The 19,857-nt window shown below is 70.3% G+C and carries 19 protein-coding genes; 6 read left to right on the forward strand and 13 right to left on the reverse strand.

From position 1 onward, the window contains the following. Positions 1–58: 58 nt before the first annotated feature. Positions 59–865: a site-2 protease family protein gene (locus tag VF557_17740; protein HEX8082058.1), complete on the forward strand. Its 807-nt coding sequence runs from the start codon at positions 59–61 to the stop codon at positions 863–865. Positions 866–1,083: 218 nt separating this feature from the next. After that, positions 1,084–3,333 carry an MMPL family transporter gene (locus VF557_17745; GenBank protein ID HEX8082059.1) on the forward strand — a complete coding sequence of 750 codons (2,250 nt, stop codon included), beginning with the start codon at positions 1,084–1,086 and terminating at the stop codon, positions 3,331–3,333. 55 nt (positions 3,334–3,388) lie between these two features. On the opposite strand, the gene VF557_17750 is transcribed toward VF557_17745, so the two are convergent. From VF557_17750 to VF557_17790, 9 genes are all read right to left on the reverse strand, one after another. After that, complete coding sequence (locus VF557_17750) at positions 3,389–4,138, reverse strand: YebC/PmpR family DNA-binding transcriptional regulator (GenBank protein HEX8082060.1); 750 nt, start codon at positions 4,136–4,138, stop codon at positions 3,389–3,391. Next, the gene (gene pdxT, locus VF557_17755; GenBank protein HEX8082061.1) at positions 4,135–4,776 is read right to left on the reverse strand and encodes a pyridoxal 5'-phosphate synthase glutaminase subunit PdxT; all 642 of its coding nucleotides are present in this window, start codon (positions 4,774–4,776) and stop codon (positions 4,135–4,137) included. The genes VF557_17750 and pdxT overlap by 4 nt, the downstream gene beginning before the upstream one ends. A gap of 6 nt (positions 4,777–4,782) precedes the next feature. After that, complete coding sequence (locus VF557_17760) at positions 4,783–5,076, reverse strand: DUF2277 domain-containing protein (GenBank protein HEX8082062.1); 294 nt, start codon at positions 5,074–5,076, stop codon at positions 4,783–4,785. A gap of 94 nt (positions 5,077–5,170) precedes the next feature. After that, positions 5,171–6,112, reverse strand: a complete 942-nt coding sequence (gene pdxS / locus VF557_17765) for a pyridoxal 5'-phosphate synthase lyase subunit PdxS (protein ID HEX8082063.1) — start codon at positions 6,110–6,112, stop codon at positions 5,171–5,173. A 107-nt stretch (positions 6,113–6,219) separates the two neighbouring features. Beyond that, on the reverse strand, positions 6,220–7,317 hold the full coding sequence (locus tag VF557_17770) for a DUF3048 domain-containing protein (GenBank protein HEX8082064.1): 1,098 nt from the start codon (positions 7,315–7,317) through the stop codon (positions 6,220–6,222). A 106-nt stretch (positions 7,318–7,423) separates the two neighbouring features. Then, a complete protein-coding gene (locus VF557_17775; protein ID HEX8082065.1) occupies positions 7,424–7,984 on the reverse strand; it encodes an NUDIX hydrolase in 561 nt (186 codons plus the stop codon). A 66-nt stretch (positions 7,985–8,050) separates the two neighbouring features. Beyond that, positions 8,051–9,301: a glycosyltransferase family 4 protein gene (locus VF557_17780; GenBank protein ID HEX8082066.1), complete on the reverse strand. Its 1,251-nt coding sequence runs from the start codon at positions 9,299–9,301 to the stop codon at positions 8,051–8,053. 46 nt (positions 9,302–9,347) lie between these two features. Beyond that, positions 9,348–10,280 carry a phosphatidylinositol mannoside acyltransferase gene (locus VF557_17785; GenBank protein ID HEX8082067.1) on the reverse strand — a complete coding sequence of 311 codons (933 nt, stop codon included), beginning with the start codon at positions 10,278–10,280 and terminating at the stop codon, positions 9,348–9,350. Then, positions 10,277–10,888, reverse strand: coding sequence for a CDP-alcohol phosphatidyltransferase family protein (locus VF557_17790; protein ID HEX8082068.1), 612 nt, complete (start codon positions 10,886–10,888; stop codon positions 10,277–10,279). The genes VF557_17785 and VF557_17790 overlap by 4 nt, the downstream gene beginning before the upstream one ends. 171 nt (positions 10,889–11,059) lie before the next feature. Here VF557_17790 and VF557_17795 point away from each other — a divergent pair, with 171 nt between their 5' ends. The 3 genes from VF557_17795 to VF557_17805 all read left to right on the forward strand — a co-directional run bounded on the left by VF557_17795 (position 11,060) and on the right by VF557_17805 (position 14,645). Then, positions 11,060–13,162 (forward strand): elongation factor G-like protein EF-G2, encoded by a 2,103-nt coding sequence (locus tag VF557_17795; GenBank protein ID HEX8082069.1) that lies wholly within the window; start codon positions 11,060–11,062, stop codon positions 13,160–13,162. A 234-nt stretch (positions 13,163–13,396) separates the two neighbouring features. After that, entirely contained in the window at positions 13,397–13,756 is a 360-nt protein-coding gene (locus VF557_17800; protein HEX8082070.1) for a hypothetical protein, read from the forward strand. Between the two features lie 508 nt (positions 13,757–14,264). Then, a complete protein-coding gene (locus VF557_17805) occupies positions 14,265–14,645 on the forward strand; it encodes a hypothetical protein (GenBank protein HEX8082071.1) in 381 nt (126 codons plus the stop codon). Positions 14,646–14,780: 135 nt separating this feature from the next. Here VF557_17805 and VF557_17810 read toward each other — a convergent pair whose 3' ends face one another. Further along, positions 14,781–15,641, reverse strand: a complete 861-nt coding sequence (locus VF557_17810) for a GNAT family N-acetyltransferase (protein HEX8082072.1) — start codon at positions 15,639–15,641, stop codon at positions 14,781–14,783. Between the two features lie 53 nt (positions 15,642–15,694). After that, a complete protein-coding gene (locus VF557_17815) occupies positions 15,695–16,108 on the reverse strand; it encodes a VOC family protein (protein ID HEX8082073.1) in 414 nt (137 codons plus the stop codon). A gap of 156 nt (positions 16,109–16,264) precedes the next feature. Here VF557_17815 and VF557_17820 point away from each other — a divergent pair, with 156 nt between their 5' ends. Then, on the forward strand, positions 16,265–17,062 hold the full coding sequence (locus VF557_17820; GenBank protein HEX8082074.1) for a hypothetical protein: 798 nt from the start codon (positions 16,265–16,267) through the stop codon (positions 17,060–17,062). 22 nt (positions 17,063–17,084) lie between these two features. On the opposite strand, the gene VF557_17825 is transcribed toward VF557_17820, so the two are convergent. Further along, a complete protein-coding gene (locus tag VF557_17825) occupies positions 17,085–17,636 on the reverse strand; it encodes an HIT domain-containing protein (GenBank protein ID HEX8082075.1) in 552 nt (183 codons plus the stop codon). Next, entirely contained in the window at positions 17,633–19,741 is a 2,109-nt protein-coding gene (gene thrS / locus VF557_17830; GenBank protein HEX8082076.1) for a threonine--tRNA ligase, read from the reverse strand. Before thrS ends, VF557_17825 begins: the two co-directional genes overlap by 4 nt. Positions 19,742–19,857 lie beyond the last annotated feature (116 nt).

Consider the following 19,857-nt stretch of genomic DNA (forward strand, 5'->3'; position numbering starts at 1 on the left):
CCTCAGACACGCGGCAGTCCCAGCCTGGTCCAAGCCGGGGTGCCTAGACTCCCTCAGCATGACCCTGCCGTTTCGCCGAACGCCGCGAGCCGGCGTCCGGCCCAGCCCGGTCTTTCTCGCGGTGCTGGCGCTGGCCGCGGCCGGGGGTTACGTGGCCTGGCAGGCCACCGAGCCCACCGGCCCCACCCAGACGGAACGGTTCGGCATCTTCGTGTTCGTCGTGGCCGGCTGGGTGGCCACCGTCTGCCTGCACGAGTTCGCACATGCCTACCTGGCCTGGCGCTTCGGCGACCACGAGGTCCAGGAGCGCGGCTATCTGACCCTGAACCCCTTGAAGTACAGCCACCCGGTGCTGTCGATCCTGCTGCCGGTGGTGTTCATCGCCCTCGGAGGCATCGGCCTGCCCGGCGGCGCGGTCTACCTGCACCCGCACCGGTTCCGCAGCAAGGCCCAGCGGGCGCTGGTGTCGCTGTCCGGCCCGGCGATCAACGTGGCCTTCGCGGCCGGCCTGCTGGTGTTGCTGAAGCAGGGGGACCTGTTCCACGGGCACGGCGTCCTCTGGTTGGCGGTGGCTGCGCTGGCGCTGTTGCAGGTGATGGCCTCGGTGCTGAACCTGCTGCCGATTCCGGGACTGGACGGCTACGCCGCGATCGAGCCCTATCTGGACCCGAAGTTCCAGCGCGCCGCCGAGCAGTTCAAGCCGTTCGGCATGCTGGCGCTGTTCGCGCTGATCATGATCCCGTCGGTGAACCGGGTCTTCTTCGATGCCATCTACTGGCTGTACGAGCTCTCGGGAATGCACGGCGAGGGGCCCCAGTTCGGCATGCGACTGCTGAGGTTCTGGCAGGCGCCTGGGATCTGGTAGGCGCCTGAGGTTCTGGTAGGGCGCACCTGAGCGGCAGGGCACCCCGGGCGTGGCAGGACGCCCGGACGGGGCAGGTATTTTTCTTCACGACGGCGGCTCCTGACAGCGGGCCGCAGTGGCGTTAGCTGGGGGCGGCCTGAGAGCCGACACGTCGTTGTCACGCTCGCCCGGCAAGCTGGCCAGGTCGGGTTATCAAGAACGTCAGGGGAGCATCAGCAATGCAGACACTCGCTCGGTTCGCGGTTCGCCGGCGCTGGTCCGTGGTGGCAGGCTGGATCCTGTTCATCGTCGCGGCGCAGGCGTTGCTGGCCGGCCTCGGCGGCTCGGACTACCGCGACGACTTCAAGCTTCCGGGCACCGAGACCCAGACGGTGTCGGAGCTGCTGTCCGAGGCCGGCCTGGACAGTCAGAACGGCGCCACCGGCACCATGGTGCTGCACGCCCGCACCGGTGCCGTCCCTGACTACGCCCAGCGGGTGCAGCCGGCGCTGCGAGCGCTGTGCGACGGCGACTTCGGGATCGCCTCGGCGACCTCGCCCTACGGCATCGTCTCCTGCGCCCAGCCCAGCGGCCCGGCCGGCAGCCCGGGCGCTGAGGCGGCAGCGGCGGCACAGCTCAGCAAGGACCGCGCCATCGGGCTGGTGGAGCTGAACTGGGCCGAGCAGCAGCCGACGATCGCCCAGATCGAGGACGTGCACGATGCCCTGAAGCCGCTGAACTCCGCCGATCTGCAGGTCGAGTTCACCGGCAACGTCTTCGAGGTGCTGGCCGCCGAGACCGGCGGCATCCCGCCCGAGGTGCTCGGCTTCCTGGCTGCCCTGGTGATCCTGCTGCTGGTGTTCCGCACCATCGGCGCCACCGTGCTGCCGCTGATCAGCGCGATCGCCGCGATGGGCAGCGGGCTGGCCCTGATCGGGTTGCTCTCGCACCTCATGCCGGTGGCCACCTTCGCCAATCAGCTGGCATTGCTGATGATCCTGGGTGTCGGCGTCGACTACGCGCTGTTCATCGTCACCCGGCACCGGCGGAACCTGATGCGGGGCATGAGCGTCGAGGACTCGATCGTGGTCGCGCTCAACACCTCGGGACGGGCGGTGCTGTTCGCCGGAACGACGGTGTGCATCGCCCTGATGGGCCTGTGGGCGCTGGGGGTCAGCTTCCTGTACGGGGTGTCGCTGGGCACCGCGATCGGCGTCGCGCTGACGATGCTCGCCTCGCTGACCCTGATGCCCGCGCTGCTCAGCTTCCTCGGGGTCAGGGTGCTGCCCCGTGGCCAGCGCAGGGATGTCCGCGCCGGCACCTTCGACCTCAGCGAGCACCGGGACTTCTGGTACCGCTGGTCGCACCTGGTCGAGCGCCGCAAGCTGGGACTGGGCGTGGCGGCCATGGCGCTGCTGGCGGTCCTGGCGATCCCGTTCTTCTCGATGCAGCTGGGCTCCTCCGATCAGGGCAACGACCCCAAGGGCTCGACGACCCGCGCCGGCTATGACCTGATCGCGCAGGGCTTCGGCTCCGGCTACAACTCCGGGCTGCAACTGGTGATCAGCGGTCCGCAAGCCACCGACCAGGCCTTTCTGGGCAAGGTCAGCCAGACCCTCACCGGCGTGACCGACGTCGCGCCCGAGAGCGTGCGGGCCCTGCCGGTCGGCCGCCAGATCGCGCTGGTCACCTTCAAGTCCACCACCTCGCCGCAGGACGCCAGGACCACCGAGCTGGTGAGGGAGCTGCGCGCGACGGTGCTCCCGCCGCTGTACGCCGGCACCGACAACCACATCTACGTCTACGGGATCACCGCGATCTTCGTCGACTTCGCCAAGGTGCTGTCGGCCAAGATGCCGCTGTTCTTCATCGCGGTGATCGGGCTGTCGTTCCTGTTGCTGATGGTCGCCTTCCGCAGCCTGATGATCCCGGTGACCGCCGCGGTGATGAACCTGCTGGCCGCCGGGGCGTCCTTCGGGGTGATCGTGGCGATCTTCCAGTGGGGCTGGCTGTCCGAAGCCCTCGGCATCGGCGGCGGCGGCCCGATCGAGGCCTTCGTCCCGGTGATGTTCTTCGCGATCCTGTTCGGCCTGTCGATGGACTACCAGGTGTTCCTGGTCAGCCGGATGCACGAGGAGTGGCTGCACACCCGCGACAACCGGCGTTCGATCACGGTCGGCCAGGGCGAGACCGGCGGCATCATCACCGCCGCCGCCATCATCATGATCGCCGTGTTCGGCGGGTTCATCCTCGGCGACGCCCGGGTGATCAAGCTGTTCGGCATCGGCCTGGCCACGGCGGTGTTCCTGGACGCCTTCGTGGTCCGCACCGTCCTGGTGCCCTCGCTGATGCACCTGCTCGGCAATTCCAACTGGCACTACCCGAAGTGGCTGGACCGGATCACGCCACAGGTCTCGATCGAGGCCGCCGACACCGCTGAGCAGGACCCGGCCGGTCCGGGCGGCAACCGGGAGCTGGCCGGCGTCTAGGAGTCACCGGCCGGGAATCGCCAGCCAGACCCAGCGGGGCAAACGGCAAACGGCGCTAGCCGACCGCCTCCAGCACGTCGTCGGAGACCTCGAAGTTGGCGTAGACGTTCTGCACGTCGTCGGAGTCCTCGAGAGCGTCGATCAGCTTGAAAACCTTGCGGGCGCCGTCCTCGTCCAGCGGCACCTGGACGCTGGGCAGGAACGAGGAGTCGGCCGAGTCGTAGTCGATGCCGGCCTCTTGCAGCGCGGTGCGCACCGCCACCAGATCGGTCGCCTCGCTGATCACCTCGAACTCCTCGCCCAGGTCATTGACCTCTTCGGCGCCTGCTTCGAGCACCGCGGCGAGCACGTCGTCCTCGGAGACGCCCTTCTTCGAAACGATCACCACGCCCTTGCGGCTGAACAGGTAGGCCACCGAGCCGGGGTCAGCCATGTTGCCGCCGTTGCGGGTCATCGCGATCCGCACCTCGCCGGCCGCGCGGTTGCGGTTGTCGGTCAGGCACTCGATGAGCACCGCCACCCCGGAGGGCCCGTAGCCCTCGTACATGATGGTCTGCCAGTCGGCGCCGCCGGCCTCGGCTCCCGAACCCCGCTTGACGGCCCGCTCGATGTTGTCCAGGGGCACCGAGGTCTTGCGTGCCTTCTGGATGGCGTCGTAGAGCGTCGGGTTGCCGTTGGGGTCACCGCCACCGGTGCGGGCCGCGACCTCGATGTTCTTGATCAGCTTGGCGAACATCTTGCCGCGCTTGGCGTCGACGACAGCCTTCTTGTGCTTGGTGGTGGCCCACTTGGAATGGCCGCTCATATCAGATGCTCGTCCCTGCTCGTGGCGGGCTGCTCGGCCTCCCGCACCATCTGAAGAAAGTACCCGTGCACTCGCGCGTCACCGGTGAGCTCGGGGTGGAAAGACGTGGCCAGCAGGTGCTGCTGGCGAATCCCGACGATTCTACCGGTCGCCGGTCCGGCCTCCACCCGGGCGAGCACCTCGGCGCCGGGGCCGACCTCCTCGACCCAGGGCGCCCGGATGAACACCGCGGTCACCGGGCCGCCCGGGACGCCCTGGACCGACACCGGCTCCTCGAAGGACTCCACCTGCCGGCCGAAGGCGTTGCGCCGGACGGTCATGTCGATGCCGCCGAAGGTGTCCTGGTCAGCGGTTCCGCCCAGGATCCGGTCGGCCAGCAGGATCATCCCGGCGCACGAGCCGTAGGTCGGCATGCCGGCGGCGATCCGCTTGTGCAAGGGCTCGAACAGCTCGAAGGAATGCGCCAGCTTGGCGATCGTGGTCGACTCGCCGCCCGGTATCACCAGGCCGTCGACGGCGTCGAGTTCGGATCTGCGCCGGACCGGCAGCGCCTCGGCGCCGACCGAACGCAGTGCGGCCAGGTGTTCGCGGACGTCGCCCTGCAGCGCCAGGACCCCGATCAGCGGCCGCGCATTCACTCGTTATCAGCCAGCGATGGAGTGCGAGTGCGACCCGGTGGTGGCGTGCGAGTGCGGCTCGGTGGTGGCGTGCGAGTGCGGCCCGGTGGTGGAGCGCGCCGGCAGCACCAGGCTGGCCAGTAACTCGTCGGTGACCGCCGCGATCCGGGCCACCGCCTCGTCGAAAGCTTCGTGATTGGCCTTGGACGGTTTGCGCATCCCCGCGACCTTGCGCACGTACTGCAAGGCCGCCGCCCGGCTGTCCTCGGACGTGGCGTCCTCGGTGTAGGGCGGGCGCAGTGTCTTGATGCTGCGGCACATGGTGGGGCCTACCTCTCAGCTGACGAACCGCTCCGGCTGACGAACGCGTATCAGTTATGTACGTCCAGGCGTGCGTGACCGATACGAAATCAGGTCACCAGCCACGCTCGGCGAGCCGGTGCGGCTGTGCGATGTCCTCGACGTTGATGCCGACCATGGCCTCACCCAGTCCGCGCGAGACCTTGGCAAGCACGTCCGGGTCGTCGAAGAAGGTGGTGGCCTTGACGATCGCCTCGGCCCGTTGTGCCGGGTTGCCGGACTTGAAGATGCCCGAGCCGACGAAGACCCCCTCGGCGCCCAGCTGCATCATCATGGCGGCGTCGGCCGGCGTGGCGATGCCGCCGGCGGTGAACAGCACGACCGGCAGCTTGCCCAACTTGGCGACCTCGGCGACCAGCTCATAGGGCGCCTGCAGCTCCTTGGCGGCCACGTACAGCTCGTCGGGCGACAGCGACGACAGCCGCCTGAGCTCGCCACCGATCTTGCGCATGTGCGTGGTGGCGTTGGAGACGTCGCCGGTGCCGGCCTCGCCCTTGGACCGGATCATCGCCGCGCCCTCGGTGATCCGGCGCAGCGCCTCGCCCAGGTTGGTGGCCCCGCAGACGAACGGGACGGTGAACTGCCACTTGTCGATGTGGTGGGCGTAGTCGGCCGGGGTCAGCACCTCGGACTCGTCGATGTAGTCCACGCCGAGCGCCTGCAACACCTGGGCCTCGACGAAGTGCCCGATCCGGGCCTTGGCCATCACCGGGATCGAGACGGCCGAGATGATCGAATCGATCATGTCCGGGTCACTCATCCGGGACACCCCACCCTGGGCCCGGATGTCAGCCGGCACCCGCTCGAGCGCCATCACCGCCACCGCGCCGGAGTCTTCGGCGATCTTGGCCTGTTCGGCCGTGACGACGTCCATGATGACGCCACCCTTGAGCATCTCTGCCATGCCGCGCTTGACGCGGGCGGTGCCCACGGACGGGCTGGCCGGGGACGAGGTGCTGCTGTCGGTGCTGGCGGCGCTGCCGTGCTGAGAAGTCATGGCTGCATTCTACGGCCCCGCCGGACTCGGGTAACCGGTCACTGTCACCAAATCACACCCCTTTCGGGGCAGCCAGGGTCTGGCGAGCCGGCTCGGGTCGAGCTCGGCTAGACCGGCGCTCCGTCGGCCACCAGCAGGACGTAGGCGCCTCCCGGAGCGAGCAGCAGCGGCTTGCCCTTCAGGTCGGTGAACTTGGTGGGAGCACCGGCTGACGGCCGTGACCACTTGCCCTCGATCCGGTGCCCGCCCCGGAACAGCACCACCCGGCCGGATCCGACGGTCTTGGTGTGCTGCGAGGGATTTCCGGCCGCGTCGATGTTGCGGTAGTTGACCTCGACCTTGCACAGCTGCACCAGCACGTTGGGGGTGGCCACCAGGGTTCCGTCAGCGGTGTGGACGTGCCCGCCGCCGATGGTGCGGGCGTACTTGCCGATCGTCGGCTCCCAGTCGAAGGAGACCGGCGTGCTGCCGACCACGGTGCGGACCCCGGCGGTGGCCGGAGCCGCCTTCACCCGGGGGTCGGTCTTAGCCCACCTGAAGCCGACGTCACGGGAGCCCGCGCTGCGCACCGCCGCCGCGACCTGGGCGAGGTTGGACTGCACGTTGTACGGGGCCGGCCGGTTGGCGTCGCGGGAGAAGCCCGGGGCGCCGCGGTCGAGAATCACGCCCTTGACGATCGAGGCGTCCAGTCGACCCACCGAGTCGGCCGAGCCACCGGATGCCACGAGTGAGATGGCGCCGTACTGGCTGAGCAGCTCGGCATCGTTGGGCCGGACGCTGCGGACCGGTTCCACCACCGGCCTGTGGGTGCCGAACATCGCGATCATCCGGGTCAGACCCCCCTCGACCTGCTCGATGTAGACCACGTCGGCCTTGTTCAAGCCCACCGCGGGCCGGCCGTTGCCCGTGTCGTCGATCTTGACCGCCAGGATCGGTCCGGCCGGCGGCTTGCCGAGCCCGGTCAGCGGGTTGACCCGCGCCGGCGCCGCCACCGGCTTCTTGCTCGGCGTCGGGGTGGGGGTCGGAGTCGGCGTCGGGGTGGGGGTCGGCGTCGGGGTGGCGGAGACGACGGCCGAGCTGCCGGGCGCGGCGGCGATGTCCTTGTCATCGCCGCGCAGCGCCATGGCGGAGGCGCCTCCGATCACCAGGACCGCGGCCGCACCCCCCGCGGTCAGGGCCTGGGCCTTGGACAGTCCGGCGATCATCTCGGTGCTCCCTGCGGTCGAGGCTGGCTGTTCAGCCGTCCTGCGATAAGTCTGCGTCGGTGGCTCAAGGGACGTTCAGGTCAGGCGTTCAGGTCAGGCGTTCAGGTCAGTGCGTGGAGCCCGGCCGCTGATCGGGCGCCAAGCTCTCGGTGAACAGGCTGGTGTCGTCGATGTCGAAGAACAGCGGCAACTCCCGGCGGCCGGCCAGGTGTAACAACCGGGGCATTCTGCGCGCCCGCAGCGTACGAGTGTCACGGACCGCATCGTTGAAGAATCGCCGGGCGATCATCACCCGGGTTGCCGCCTCGGCCAGTTCGGTGACCGCGTCCACCGGCAGCCGTGGGCGGTCCTGCTGCAGGCCGGCGATGGCACGCCCGACCTGGTTCTCCACGACCCGGCGGTCAGACTCCTGCCACTGCCGCACCGCCAGCGCTGTCCGAGCCGTGCTGATCAGCTCGCGGGACCGTTCCGGCGCGAGCCCGGAATCGGGCCGCTCGGCCAGCTGCAACAGCGCCGCGGCCCGCCGGACCAGTTGGGCGTCCAGGGCTGCCTGCGCGGCGTCCACCCGGGCGTGCAACCGGTCCAGCCGGGTCAGCGTCAGGGTGACCCAGAAGGTCAGCAAGATCGCGACGAAAACCGCCGCGATCAGCCAGCCCGCCGATAGCACCGGGCCAGATTACAAACTCTCACCGGCCGCCGCCGGGAGGCTCGCTAACAGCAGGTTAACGCCGCGTCAGGCCCGGACGTCCGCGGCGATGGCGATCTCGTACACCCGCAGGATCTGGGCGGCCACCAGCTCCCAGTCGTAGGGCCGCACCACCTCGGCGCCGGCGGCGGCCAGCTGCTCGCGCAACGCCTGGTCCGACAGCACCCGGTCCAGGGCCCGGGCCAGGCCCGCCGCGTCGCGATTGCGGAACAGCACGCCGGCCCGCACCAGCAGGCCATCGGCCCAGTCCTCGCTGCGGCGCCGGTGCGTCCCCGCTCCCGAGCGCCAATCGGCCCGGGCCTGGCTGCCCGAGCGCAGCGCCACGGCCGGATCGGGGTCGGCCGCCTCGGCAGGCTCGAGCACCCGGCGGAACGCGGGCAGGTCGCTGGCCACGATCGGGGTCCCGGCGGCCAGTGCCTCCAGCAGGATGATGCCGAAGCTCTCGCCGCCGGTGTTCGGCGCGACGTAGACGTCCACGCTGCGCAGCAACGCCGCCTTGTCCTGCTCGCTCACCATGCCCAGCATCACCATCGACGCGCGCAGCGAGTCCGGCAGCTTGTCGAGAAAGTCCTGCTCCTGGCCGCGGCCGGCCACCAGCAACCGCACGCCCGGACGGCTGCGGACCAGCTCGGTCATCGCCGCCAGCAGCACCGACATGCCCTTGCGCGACTCGTCGTAGCGTCCGATGAAGCCGATGACGCCGCCCAGCGCCGGGTCGCGGGGGTAGCCGGGCAGCGGCTTGGCCCGGGCATAGGCGGCCACCGACACCCCGTTCGGGATCACCACCGCGTCCGACCCGAGGTGCTCCATGATCATCTTGCGGGCCGCCTGGGAGACCGCGATCCGCCCGGACAGCCGCTCCAGCAGGGCCTGCACCGCGCTGTCGAACATCGTCAGGAACCGCGACCGGCTGGACGCGGCGTGAAAGGTCGCCACCAGCGGGACGTCGGCCAGCAGCACCGTCAGCAGCGACAGGCTCGGCGGGGCCGGCTCGTGCACGTGCACCACGTCGAACTCGCCCTGCCGCAACCAGCGCCGGACCCGGGTCGCCGAGACCAGCCCGAACTGCAGCCGAGCTACCGAGCCGTTGTACGGGATCGGCACGGTCTTGCCGGCGGCCACCACGTAGCCGGGCAGGCTCGGCGAGTCCTCCTCCCCCGGCGCCAGCACCGATACCTGGTGACCGAGACCGATCAGGGTCTCGGCCAGATCCCGGACGTGCGCCTGGACGCCGCCGGGGATGTCCCACAAGTAGGGGCAGACGATGCCGATCCTCATGCGATGCCGATCCTCATGCGACGCGATCCTCATGCGATGCCGATCCTCATGCGACGCGATCCTCACGGCCGGCCTGGAGCCGGGCCGGGTCCAGGTCGGCGAGCCAGAGCCGCTGCAGCATGTGCCAGTCCTGCGGGTGCTGGGCGATCCGGCTCTCGAAGGCACTGGCCAGCGCCTGGACGCCGCGCTGCACCCGCTCCCGCAGCGGCCCCTCGCCCAGCTCGATCGGCTGGCCGATCCACTGTCCCCAGCCGTCGCCGTCGAAGTACAGGTGCACCGGTATCAGCGCCGCGCCGGTGGTCGCGGCCAGCAGCGCCGGCCCGGGCGGCATCCGGGTCGGCTCGCCGAAGAACCGGACCTCGACCCCGCTCCTGGACAGGTCCCGGTCCGCGACCAGGCACACCGCCTCGCCGGCGCGCAACCGCTCGGCCAGCACCTGCATCGGCGGGCGCGGCCCCCCGGTCAGGGGCAGCACCCGCATCCCCAGACTCTCCCGGTAAGCCACGAACCGGTCGAACAGCGACTCGGGCTTGAGCCGTTCGGCCACCGTGCTGAACGGGTAGCCGCGCCGCACCAGCCACAGCCCCGCGATGTCCCAGTTCCCGCTGTGCGGCAGCGCGAAGACGGCGCCGCGCCCGGCGGCCATGGCCTCGTCGACGTTGGCCGCCCCGTCGGTGCGCACGCTCGCCACGATCTTGGCGGCGTCCATGCTGGGCAGCCGGAAGGTCTCCAGCCAGTACCGGGCGTAGGAGCGCATGCCGGCGCGTACCAGCCGGTCCAGCTCCGCCGGGTCCGCCTCGGATCCGGCCACCCGGGCCAGGTTGCGGCGCAACTGCCGCACCGACCGGCCGTCCCGGCGCACCGCCAGGTCCGCGGCGGCCGCGAACAACCGACCCGCCAGCGGGGCCGGCAGCGCCCGGATGATTCGCCAGCCGGCGGCGTAGCCGGCGGTGCTCAGCCAGTCACCGGCAAGCCTCACGCCTGCTGCGTCCGGGACTGCTGCCACACGGTGGCCAGCCGCTGGACGACGGTGACCGCCGAGGCCGCCACCAGCAGCCAGAGCGCGACCGCCTGGACGTAGGGCAGGTGAAACGGCCAGCCGGTCAGTCCGGTGCCCACCAGCACGATGATCAGCCGCTCGGTCCGCTCCGCGATGCCGACGTTGCAGCTGAACCCGGCGCCCTCGGCCCGGGCCTTGATGTAGGAAGTCAGCGATCCGAGCACCAGGCACAGCAGCGCCGCCGCCAGCAGCGCCGGCTGGTCGTGCCGGGCGAACCACCAGGCCAGCGCCGAGAACACCGCCGCGTCGGCGATCCGGTCGCAACTGGAGTCCAGCACGGCGCCGAACCGGCTGCCACCGCCACCGGCCCGGGCCACCGCGCCGTCGACCATGTCGAACATCACGAAGGCCCAGATGCACAGCGTGCCGACGAAGAACATCCCGCGCGGGTAGAAGACCAGCGCCGAGGCGGTGGCGCCGATGGTGCCGACCACCGTGACCATGTCGGGGCTCACCCCCGCCTGCGCCAGCGACCGGCCCAACGGCGCGATGGCCTTGCCGATCGGGGCTCGCAGCAGGTTCAGCACCGCTCAACTCTATCGGTCGCGGCTCCCGCACCCGGCGCAACCGCGATTCGGCCGGCCGCAGGCCTTGCCCGGTGAGCCGCGGCTGGTGTCAAATGCAAAGCAGGGCCACGCTTGAAGATCACCCCGGCACGCCCGGCCGGGGTCGGGCCAGCCCCAGAAGGGGCTGTGAAGATGACAGTCAAGACAGCGGCCAGGACCCATAGCCGGCTCACCCCGGTGACGCCCAGCAGCCCCGACCAGATTCGCAACGTCGCGCTGGTCGGCCACGGCGGGGTCGGCAAGACCACCCTGACCGAGCACCTGCTGGCGGCTGCCGGAGCGATCCCGCGGGCCGGCAATGTGGCCGACGGCAACACCGTCTCCGACGCCGATCCGGTCGAGATCAGCCAGCAGCGCTCGGCGTTCCTCTCGGTCTGCCCGGTGCGCTACCGCGACATGGTGATCAACCTGCTCGACACCCCCGGCTCGTCGGACTTCGTCGGTGAGCTGCGCGCCGGGCTGCGGGGCGCGGACGCCGCGCTGTTCGTCGTCTCGGCCGCCGACGAGCTGGACGAGATCACCCTGGCGCTGTGGGAGGAGTGCGCCGCCCTGGGCACCCCGCGAGCGGTCGTGATCAACCGGCTGGACGCGCCGCGGGCGGACCTGGCGCGGACGCTGGCCGCCTGCCGGCAGGCCTTCGGCGGGGTGGACGGCAACGCGGTGCTGCCGCTGTACCTGCCGGCCAGCGCCGCGCAGCCCCTGGAAGGGCTGGTCGAGCTGCTCAACACCTCCGACCCGGCCCATGAGGCCGACCGATCGGCTCTGATCGAGGCCATCATCGCCGAGAGCGAGGACGAGTCGCTGCTGGAGCGCTACCTGTCCGGCGATGACCTGGACCCGGCCGTGCTGGACGCCGACCTGCACACCGCGGTGGGTCGCGGGCACTTTCACCCGGTGGTGCCGGTCTGCGGCGGCGGCGAGTTCGGCGCCTTCGGGCTGAGCGAGCTGCTGGACCTGATCATCCGGGGCTTTCCCAGCCCGACCGAGCGCCCGCTGCCGGACTGCTGGACGCCGATCGGGGCGCCGGGCCCCAAGCTGTCCTGTGACCCGGCCGGCCCGCTGGCCGCCGAGGTGGTACGGACCTGGGTCGATCCCTACCTGGGCCGGGTGTCGCTGGCCCGGGTGTTCTCGGGCACCATCACCGGCGACACCGCGCTGCACGTCTCGGGCCACGGCGGCGCGGACCGGGGCCATCCCGACCACGACGCCGACGAGAAGGGCGCGACGCTGCTGGGCCCGACCCTGGCCCCGACCAGCTCGGCATTCGCCGGCGACTTCTGCGTGGTGGCCCGGCTGGCCAGCGCCGAGACCGGCGACACGATCTCCGAGCAGCGCCAGCCGCTGGTGATCCTGCCCTGGCAACTGCCCGAGCCGCTGCTGCCGATCGCCGTGCGGGGCGCCACCCGCAACGACGAGGACGCGCTGGGCAAGGCGCTGACCCGGCTGTCGGCCTCGGACCCGGCCGTCCGGATCGAGCGCAACGCCGGCACCGGCCAGCTGGTGCTGTGGTGCCTGGGCGAGGCGCATGCCGAGGTGGCGCTGGCCCGGTTGCGCTCCGGCGGCGCCACCATCGAGACCGAGCCGGTCCGGGTGCCGCTGCTGGCGACCTTCACTGCCCCGGCACGCGGACACGGCCGCCAGGTCAAGCAGTCCGGCGGCCACGGCCAGTACGCCGTGTGCGACGTGACGGTCGAACCGCTGCCGCGCGGCTCGGGCGTGCAGTTCCTGGACCGGGTGGTTGGCGGGGCGGTGCCCAGCCAGTTCATCGGCTCGGTCGAGAAGGGCGTGCGGGCCCAGCTGGCCCGGGGCGTGCAGGCCGGGGTGCCGGTGGTCGACGTGCAGGTGACGCTGCTGGACGGCAAGGCGCACAGCGTGGACTCCTCCGACGCCGCGTTCCAGACGGCCGGGGCGCTGGCGGTGAAGGACGCCGCCTCGGCGGGCGGCATTCAGCTGCTGGAACCAGTGGATTCGGTTGAGATCACCGTCGCCGAGCACCACATCGGCGCGGTGCTGTCAGACCTGTCCGGACGGCGGGCCCGGGTCACCGGAACCGAGCCGCTGGCCTCGGACCGGCCCGGCAACCGCAGCGTGATCCACGCGGAGGTGCCCGCGGTGGAGCTGCTGCGTTACCCGGCCGTGCTGCGCTCGCTGACCGGCGGGGCCGGCAGCTTCACCCGCCGCTACCTGCGCCATGACCCGGCCCCGGCCGCGGTGGCCGCCGCGCTGCTCGGCTAAACCCGACCCGTTAAGCAATAACGAGCAGTCCCTGAACCGGACCTTGCCGTTATTTTATCAGCCAAGTCGGGCTCGGAGCCCTGCTTCTTTGCATCTCGCATTTATTTCTGCAGACACTTCCCCTCGCGCCTTGAGACGGTAGTTTCCGCGCATCGCTTGGCTTGCGCGTCAGGAGAAAGAGTTGCGGGCACTGGCGATGTGGTTGCTCCTTCCCTTCCTCTCAAGGAGTTCTACGTGAAGTTCTCTCAGAAACGCTCACCCATGGCCGCCGTCGCAAAGGGCGCGGCGGTCGTCGCGGCCGGCGCCGCTCTCGCCTTCGCCAACACCACTCCCGCCTCAGCTCACGGCGGTCACTGGATCTACGTGACCGGCGGCCAGGCCACCTGGAACGGCAGCTTCGTCCAGGTGTGCGACACCGCGATGGATGGAAACCGGGTCCGGGTGCAGCTACGGCAATTCGAGGGAGCAACCGTCTACTTCACCGGCTGGGCGCCGAGCCAGGGCCGCCACAGCGAAGGGCACCCGAGCTGGATCAGCCAGTACCGGGTCTGCGCCGAGAACATCGGCTGCTCGTCCTGGCACGCTCGCTACTGAGCCGGCCCCTCCGCCTGGGCCTGATCGGTGATCCAGGCCAATGACACACGGTGGCGCTGTCGTCCATGACGGCGCCACCGTGCGTCGCGGCGTCGCCATGACCCCAGCGGGATATGACGACCGCAGATATGAACTGGCTGCAAGGAGTTGGATAGTCATCCGCGCAAACTGAAAATGCTTTGTCGCCCCCGGTGGGTCCACTGAAGCCGGCGTCTGCCTCAAGGATCGGACGCTCGGCCTAGCAGTGCTGCTTTCTGAGTTCAGTCAGCAACGCCATTTCGCGGGTCCATGAGTTCCAATTGTTGAACTCTGAACAATGGTGAACTGTGCGAATGGACAGCCATAGGTCACGAATTGAACGCAGCATGCGAATTCAAGGATTCGGGGTCTGTCCATCCTCTCCTGTCGGGGGTAGCGTCCGCGCATCGCTTGGCTTCCGTCGAGGGAAATCACTACGGGCACTGGGCGATGTGGTTGTTCCACCCTTCCCACCCCCGAGGAGCTCTACGTGAAGGTCTCTCAGAAGCGCACACCCCTGGCCACTGTGGCGAAAGGAGTCGCGGTCGTCGCAGCCAGCTTCGTCCTCGCCTTCTCTCATGCCCCCATCGCATCCGCTCAAACCGGCTGGATCATCGTGGGCGGCACCTCGGGGGGCATCGCCGGCGAGGCGCGGTGGAACGCCAATGACTGGCTTGAGGTCTGCGACAGGGCCGTAGACGGAAACGGGGTCCGTGCGCACGTAGCCCCTTACCTGGGCTCGACGAACGTCTCGATCACCCCTTGGGCGCCGAGCCGGGGCTGCATCGATCCCCGGTGGTACTCACAGACGTGGCAGGTGTTCCGGGTCTGCGCCGAGAACATCGGCTGCTCAGGGTGGTACCACCGCTAATAGTTTCAGCCGCCCACATCAGTTCATGTGACAGCCGGGTCGCCTATCGAATGTCGCGCGGGTGGGCGTCGTCGCAATGACGGCGCCACCGTGCGCGTTCAGACCCCGCTGAATCGAGACCGTGGTGAGGCAGGATCAACCCTCGGTCGCCGGGTCGACGAACCGCAGGATCAGCCGATCGTCCAGTGCCCGAAAGCCGATCCTCTGATAGATGGCGTTCGACGTCGGGTTGGCCTCGTCGGTGAACAGCACGACCTGGCGGGCGCCGCGGTCCAGGGCGTCCTGGGTGCAGGCCGCCGTCACCGCCGCGCCATAGCCGTGCCGGCGGAACTCCGGCGGGGTGTAGACCGGCCCGATCCGGCTGACGCCGGCGACCATGATGTTGCGCCCGGCCATCGAGACCGGCTCGCCGCTCTCGTCCTGCCACAGCCACTGCAGCCCGAGCTCGATCCGGCGCTCATACATCGCGCGCTGCGGCGTCGCCGAGGACGCTTCCGCCTCCTGGTGAAACCGCATCACCCAGGCCATCACCAGCTCCAGGTCGGCGGGTGCCGCTAGCCGCGCGCTGCCGGCCGGCGGCGGCGTGGGCGGGCGCACGCCGTCCAGGGTGTAGAGCCGCTGCCGCATCGCCAGTTCGACGCCCAGGTCGGTGCCGGCCGTCCAGGCGGCGGCGAACCGGCCGGTGGCGTCAACCGTGCCGATCACGTCGGGGACGGCGGCGCCCCGCTCGCGCAGCCCGGTGACCAGCTCCGTCTCGCTGTCCGGCGGCAGCTCACCCAGCAGGACCCCGTACGGCGGGGTGATCGAGATCGCGCCGGTGACGGCGCCGCCGGCCCGGTGCCAGCCGAACAGCGGCTCGATGTCGGAGTAGCGCTGGCCGGCCCGAACGGTCTCCAGCACGGTCAGGGCGACGGTGTTGGCGTCCGGGCGCGAGCTGAGCAGGTCCAGGACGTGCTCGGCGTAGCGCTCGGGATCAGCGGTGAAGGACCAGGTCATGGGCCCACGCTCTCATCGCGGCCCGGCCGGGTCGAGCTGATTAAGCGCGACGATCAGGACTGATTCGGCTGAGGCGGCTCGCCCCGGTAGGTGCCGAAGGCCCACCAGTTGCCTTCGGGGTCGCGCACCGTGAAGTCGCGGGAGCCGTAGTCGGTGGTGTGCAGCTCGCGGGCGATCTCGGCCCCGGCGTCGACGGCTCGCCGGTACACCGACTCCGGGTCATCGGTCACCACGTAGGCCCCGAAGGACCCGGGCTGCAACGCGAACGCGTCGTCCTCGCGGGCCGAGCCGAGCATGACGCCGCCACCGGGCGGCCACGCCAGCTCGGCGTGCATGACCAGCTCGCCCTCGGGGTACACCGCGGTCTCGCGAAAGCCCAGGACATCGACCAGGAACCGGATCAGGCCGTGGGCGTCAGCGGCCCGCAACGTCGGCCAGACCTGCGGCGGCGGCGCGTCAGAGCTCATACCGACCAGCTTGGCCGGGACCGGTCGGTCAGGCAAGGCCGGGGCAGGCACTGACCCGGCGCCGCGAAGATCGTGGTCAGCCGGGACGGTGGCGGCGTCCTTGGGTAGGTTTTACCCGCACGGCCCCATGACTCCTCAACCCGAATGGAGCTACCCGTGATCACACGTAAGACCCGGTCCGAGGTCTCTGACGCCCTGCAGGCCGCCAAGTCAGCCGGCGCCGCCGTGACCGAGGACGCCAAGTCGACGTTGGCCGAGAGCGCCAGGTCAGCCGGCGCAGCCGCCACCCACAGCGCCAGGTCAGCCGGCGCAGCCGCGTCCCACAGCGCCCGGTCAGCCGGCGTCGCCGCGTCCGAGACCGCCAGGTCAGCCGGCGCGGCGGCGTCCGAGAGCGCCAAGGTCGCTGCCGCCAGCGCGTCCCAGGCGCTCAGCACCGCCGTGGGAGCGGCCAGCGGGGCCGTCGCCGAGGCGGTCGAGGCGGTCGGCGGCGCCGTGGACGCGGTCGGCACCGCTGTCGAAGCGGGCGCCGTGGCGCTGGCCGCCCGGGGACGCCGGGCTCGCAAGATCGCCAAATCAGAGGCCGCGGCCCGCCGCAAGCAAGCCAGCAAGCAGGCGCGCAAGGCCAAGCGGCGCGGCCGCCGGGCCATGGCCAACGTCAGGGCTCAGGCAGCGGAAACGGCCGGAGCGGCGACGGCGCTGGTCCGGCGGGAGCAGCCGACCACCAGCAAGAAGCTCAAGGCCGGGCGACTGTTGCTGATCGCCGGCGCCGTGGCCGCCGCGGCCCAACTGGTGCGCACCAAGCTGGCCGGGGACGGCCTGCCTCCCGGGCAGCCGTGGAACCAGCCGGACGCGCAGCCGTGGAACCAGCCGGACCAGCAGCCGTGGAACCAGCCGCCCCGGCAGTCGTCCTACCAGCCCACGGTCCAGCCGACGCAGCCCGAGCCGCGAATCTGAGCGCCCTCGGCCCAGCTGAAGTTCAGTCCCGTGGCCAATGCGCGGCCAGCTGATCACGGGCTTCGGACAGCAGCTGCGGAAGCACCCGGGTGTGGCCGATCACCGGCATGAAGTTCATGTCACCGCCCCAGCGCGGAACGACGTGCTGGTGCAGGTGCGCCGCGATGCCGGCGCCCCCGACCCTGCCCTGGTTCATGCCGATGTTAAATCCCTGGGGCCGGGCGGCGGCCCGCAGCGCCGCCATCGCGCGCTGGGTGAACAGCGCGACCTCGGCGGCCTCGGCAGCGCTGAGGTCGGTGTAGTCACCGACATGCCGGTACGGCACCACCATCAGGTGACCCGGGTTGTACGGGTACAGGTTGAGCACCACGAAGACCAGCTCGCCCCGGCTGATGATCAGGGCGTCGGAGTCCGAACGGGCCGGCACCTCGCAGAACGGGCAGTGCCGCACCTCGTCGGAGACCGGCTTGGCCTCGCCGCCGATATACACCATCCGGTGCGGCGTCCACAGCCGCTGGAAGGCGTCCGGAGTGCCGGCATAACCTCCGGCGTCCTCCAGTCCGGGATCGGTCACGGCTGCTCGGCACCAGTCAGGTCACTCGGCTGCACGATCTCGAAGTCCGCGAGCGAAGGCGAGTGGTTGGTCCGGCTCGCCACGAACGCCGCGATCTGATCCACCGCCCGCTCGACTCCGACGCCGTTGAGCTGCTCGCCGTCGCGGAACCGGAAGGACACCGCGCCGTCCTCGGCGTCCTTGCCTCCGGCGATCAGCATGAAGGGCGCCTTGGCCTGCTGCGCCGTCCTGATCTTCTTCTGCATCCGGTCAGACCCGGCGTCCACCTCGACCCGGATGCCGCGGGCTTTCAGCTGCGCCGCGATCCCGTGCAGGTACTCCACCTGCTCGTCGCTGACCGGGATCCCGATGACCTGCACCGGCGCCAGCCATGCCGGGAACGCGCCCGTGTAGTGCTCGATGAGCACGCCGATGAACCGCTCGATCGAGCCGAACTTCGCCGAGTGGATCATCACCGGCTGCTGCCGGGCCCCGTCGGCGGCCTGGTACTCCAGCCCAAACCGGGCCGGCTGGTTGAAGTCGTACTGGATGGTCGACATCTGCCAGGTGCGCCCGATCGCGTCACGGGCCTGCACCGAGATCTTCGGCCCGTAGTAGGCGGCGCCGCCGGGGTCGGGGACGAGGTCGAGCCCGGACTCGGTCGCGACCTGGCTCAGGACCGAGGTCGCGGCCGCCCACTGCTCGTCGGTGCCGATGAACTTGTCCGGCTTGGAGTCGTCCCGGGTCGACAGCTCCAGGTAGAAGTCCGACAGCCCGAAGTCGCGGAACAGGCCGAGGCAGAAGTCGAGCAGGTGCTTGATCTCGGCCGGCGCCTGCTCGGGGGTGCAGTAACTGTGCGAGTCGTCCATGGTCAACCCGCGTACCCGGGTCAGCCCGTGCACCACGCCGGACTTCTCGAAGCGGTACACGTTGCCCAACTCGAACAGCCGCAGCGGCAGCTCGCGGTAGGACCGCCCACGCGCCCGGTAGATCAGGTTGTGCATCGGGCAGTTCATCGCCTTGAGCCGGTACGAGGCGTTCTCCAGCTCCATCGGCGGGAACATGCTGTCGGCGTAGTAGGGCAGGTGACCCGAGATGTGGAACAGGGCCTCCTTGCTGATGTGCGGGGTGCTGACGAAGTCGAAGCCCTCTTCGGCGTGCCGCTGCCGGACGTAGTCCTCCATCACCCGGCGCAGGATGCCGCCCTTGGGATGGAACACCGGCAGGCCCGAACCCAGCTCGTCGGGAAAGCTGAACAGGTCGAGCTCGGCGCCGAGCTTGCGGTGGTCGCGCTTGGCCGCCTCTTCCAGCTGCACCAGGTAGGCCTTGAGGGCGTCCTTGCTGGGCCAGGCGGTGCCGTAGATCCGTTGCAGCTGCTCGTTGGCCTGGTCACCGCGCCAGTACGCCGCGGCGCTGCGCATCAGCTTGAACGCCGGAATCCGCCGGGTGGTCGGCAGGTGCGGCCCGCGGCAGAGGTCGGTCCAGGCCAGCCCGCCGTCGCGGTCGAGGTTGTCATACATGGTCAGCGCGCCGCCGCCGACCTGGGACATCTCCTCGGCGTCCAGCTCGGTCGGGGTGTGATGGGCGTCCGAGTTGCCCGAGTCGGCCGAGCCGCCGCCCTTGAGGCCGATCAGCTCCAGCTTGAACTTCTCACCGGCCAGCTCCGCGCGCGCCTGCTCGTCGCTGATCTCGCGCCGGGCGAAACGCTGCGCTGCCTTGATGATCTCGGTCATCTTCTTCTCGATCGCCCCGAGATCCTCCGGGGTGAACGGCCGGCTGGGCAGGAAGTCGTAGTAGAAGCCGTTCTCGATCGGCGGCCCGATGCCCAGCAGCGTGCCGGGGAACAGCTGCTGCACCGCCTGGGCCATCACGTGCGCGGTGGAGTGCCGCAGCACCGCCAGCCCGTCCGGTGAGTCGATGGCGACCGGCTCGACGTCATCGGCGGCGTCGAAGACCACGTCCAGGTCGCGCAGCTCGCCTCGCGAGTCGCGCACCACCACCGCCCCGGACGGGCCGTTGAGGTCGACCCCGGCCGCTTCGAGCGCGGCGCGCGGAGTCGTTCCGGCGGCGACCGCAACCGACGGCCGGTTGGCCTGGACGGTGGACTGCGATGCGACGCTGGACACGGATTGCTCTCCTTCAGGGGTGCTGTTGAGGATTCAGGGGTGCTGTTGAGGATTCCGGGGTGCTGTTGAGGTTTGAACGGGCCTGTTGAGGACTGGAACGCACTGCACCGTGCATG

It is taken from the genome of Jatrophihabitans sp. (assembly GCA_036389035.1).
In the GTDB taxonomy this organism is placed as follows: Bacteria; Actinomycetota; Actinomycetes; order Mycobacteriales; family Jatrophihabitantaceae; genus Jatrophihabitans_A.

Coding starts and splice junctions, on each gene's coding strand:
- VF557_17760 (HEX8082062.1), bottom strand. CDS start 5,076: ATGTGCCGCAGCATCAAGACACTGCGCCCGCCCTACACCGAGGACGCC.
- VF557_17795 (HEX8082069.1), top strand. CDS start 11,060: ATGACAGTCAAGACAGCGGCCAGGACCCATAGCCGGCTCACCCCGGTG.
- VF557_17780 (HEX8082066.1), bottom strand. CDS start 9,301: ATGAGGATCGGCATCGTCTGCCCCTACTTGTGGGACATCCCCGGCGGC.
- pdxS (HEX8082063.1), bottom strand. CDS start 6,112: ATGACTTCTCAGCACGGCAGCGCCGCCAGCACCGACAGCAGCACCTCG.
- VF557_17750 (HEX8082060.1), bottom strand. CDS start 4,138: ATGAGCGGCCATTCCAAGTGGGCCACCACCAAGCACAAGAAGGCTGTC.
- VF557_17745 (HEX8082059.1), top strand. CDS start 1,084: ATGCAGACACTCGCTCGGTTCGCGGTTCGCCGGCGCTGGTCCGTGGTG.
- VF557_17770 (HEX8082064.1), bottom strand. CDS start 7,317: ATGATCGCCGGACTGTCCAAGGCCCAGGCCCTGACCGCGGGGGGTGCG.
- VF557_17740 (HEX8082058.1), top strand. CDS start 59: ATGACCCTGCCGTTTCGCCGAACGCCGCGAGCCGGCGTCCGGCCCAGC.
- VF557_17810 (HEX8082072.1), bottom strand. CDS start 15,641: ATGACCTGGTCCTTCACCGCTGATCCCGAGCGCTACGCCGAGCACGTC.
- VF557_17815 (HEX8082073.1), bottom strand. CDS start 16,108: ATGAGCTCTGACGCGCCGCCGCCGCAGGTCTGGCCGACGTTGCGGGCC.